General features: G+C 76.4%; 2 protein-coding genes. Both read left to right on the top strand.

What is annotated here, in order from left to right; genetic code table 11:
• The coding region (locus MTQ10_RS29900) for a DUF1731 domain-containing protein (RefSeq protein ID WP_247473667.1) at nt 1-375 on the top strand (375 nt) is incomplete at its 5' end.
• A 162-nt stretch (nt 376-537) separates the two neighbouring features.
• On the top strand, nt 538-1938 hold the full coding sequence (locus MTQ10_RS29895; RefSeq protein WP_247473652.1) for an NAD(P)/FAD-dependent oxidoreductase: 1401 nt from the start codon (nt 538-540) through the stop codon (nt 1936-1938).
• The last annotated feature ends 320 nt before the right edge of the window (nt 1939-2258 follow it).

Below are 2258 nucleotides of genomic sequence, written 5' to 3'. Positions count from 1 at the left end.
GCATGGGGGCGGTTGTTCCCGCTGTTCTCGGCCGGGCTGGGCGGGCGGCTGGGCGACGGGCGGCAGTTCTGGTCGTACATCTCGCTGCACGACGAGGTCGCGGCGATCCGGCATCTCCTCGACCGTGACGATCTGTCCGGCGCGTTCAATCTGACGGTGCCTCGGCCGTTGACGAACCGTGAGATCACGGCGGCGATGGGGCGGGTGCTGCGCAGGCCGACGGTGCTGAGCGTGCCGGCGCCGGTGCTGCGGGCGGTGCTGGGCGAGCTGTCCGGGGATGTGCTGGGCAGTGCGCGGGTGCTGCCGGTACGGCTACTGGAGTCGGGGTTCGTGTTCGCGTTCCCGGACGTCGAGGATGCGATCCGCGCGGCGTGACGGTCACGAGTGACCGTTTGCGACCGGCGTGCGACCGTGCCCTGTCCATGCGCGACTGCCGCTGACCGACGGTCGCCCTAAGGTCGTCCCGAACTCGGGTATCCCCGGCGGCTGTTGGGGGCATCACGTCTCCACCGGCCGCGCAACCCTGAGGAGGGGCACGTGCTTGAGCCCGCGTACCAGGCAGACGTCGTCGTGGTGGGAGCCGGCCTCGCCGGGCTCTCGGCGGCGCTTCGGCTGACCAGCGCAGGAGTCACCACCGCGGTACTGGAGGCCGCCCCGTGCGTCGGCGGCCGGATGGCGACCGAGAAGGTCGACGGCTTCCGGCTGGACCGCATCGGGCAGTTGCTGTCCACCGCCTATCCCGAACTACGCCGCACCCCGGGACTGGACGCGCTCGTGCTGCGTCCCTTCGCCCCGGGGGTCCTGCTGCACAGCGACGGCCGCCGCCACCGGGCGGGCGCGGTGGCCGGCGCGGGCGGCGCACGGAGCGTACGAGGAAGCACAAGGGGCGCACTTCATGTGGTGCGCGCTCTGGCGAGTGCGCCCCGCCCGCCGATGCCGAGGAACACCGCACAGCGCGGCGCGGTGCCGAGGGCCCGCTCCGGTGCCCCGCTGGGCACACCCGTCGACCAGGCCCGGCTGGACGCCGCTCTGGTCCGGCTGGCCCAGCTGCCGGTGGAGCGGCTGCTGTCCCGGCCGGAGCTGCCGGCCGGGCAGGCGCTGGCCGCGCGCGGGCTGCCCGCCCGTACGGTGGACGGCTTTCTGCGCCCGCTGTTGTCGGCCCTGCTGTCCGACCCGGAGCTGACCACGTCCAGCCGGTGCGCCGACCTGGCGTTGCGCGGTTTCGCGGCCGGCCGGCTGTGTCTGCCGGAGGGCGGCGCGGACGTGCTGCCGGAGCTGCTGGCCAGGGCGCTGCCGCCGGGCAGCGTGCACACGGGCGTCCAGGTGACGTCGGTGTCCACCACGGCGGTGACCACCGCCGAGCACGGGGTGTTCCGCTGCCGCGCGGTCCTGGTCGCCACGGATGCCCGCAGTGCCGCGGAGCTGCTGCCGGGGCTGCGGGTGCCGGACTTCCACCCGGTGACGGTCGTCCACCACACCACGGACGACCCGCCGGAGACGGGCGCCTCGCTGCTGCTGGACGCCGACCGGGGCGGTCCGGTCGCCCACACGGCCGTGATCAGCGCCGTCGACCCGAGCCGGGCCCCGGCGGGCCGCGCGCTGATCTCCTCCACGGTCCTCGGCAGCCCGCCCGACGGTGTGGACACGGCGGTCCGTATACATCTGGCGCGCCTGTACGGCACCTCCACGGCACGCTGGGAGACCCTCGCCGTGCACCACACCCGGGAGGCGGTGCCGGTGATGCGCGCGCCGCACGACTGCCGCCGGCCGGTGCGTCTGCTGGCGGGGCTGTACGTGTGCGGCGACCACCGCGACACCAGCTCCCCGCAGGGCGCACTGCACTCGGGGTACCGGGCGTCGACGGCGATCCTGGCGGACCTGGGCGCGACCGGCTCCCTGCACCACGCGGACCCGCTTCCGGCGACGCGGGCGGCCTGACACCCGGGGCCGGGGGCGGCGCGGGGGCGCGGCAGGACGCGCGGACGCGGAACCGCGGCCGGCGGCGACAACGCGGGGCCCCGGCCGCCCTTCCCCGGAACTGGGGCGGTGGGTGCCACGGCGGGCCCACCGGCGGCGGGCAGGAGTCCTGTCCGGCCTCCGGGCGGGGCCACCCTGGGCCCCGGCGGCCGGGAGCGGTCCTTGCCGGACAGCCCGCCGCCCCCAGCCCCGGGCGTGCGCCGAGCGGCCGGCGCCGGAGGCCCGACCGCGCCGGGGCGTGCGCCGGGCGCATGCGGGCGCACACCGGGCGCTCGGAACAC

This window comes from Streptomyces sp. XM83C (assembly GCF_023072675.1).
Lineage (GTDB): Bacteria > Actinomycetota > Actinomycetes > Streptomycetales > Streptomycetaceae > Streptomyces > Streptomyces thermocoprophilus.
Note: the sequence above shows the minus strand (reverse complement) of the source record. Positions and strands in the feature narration are given on the sequence as shown.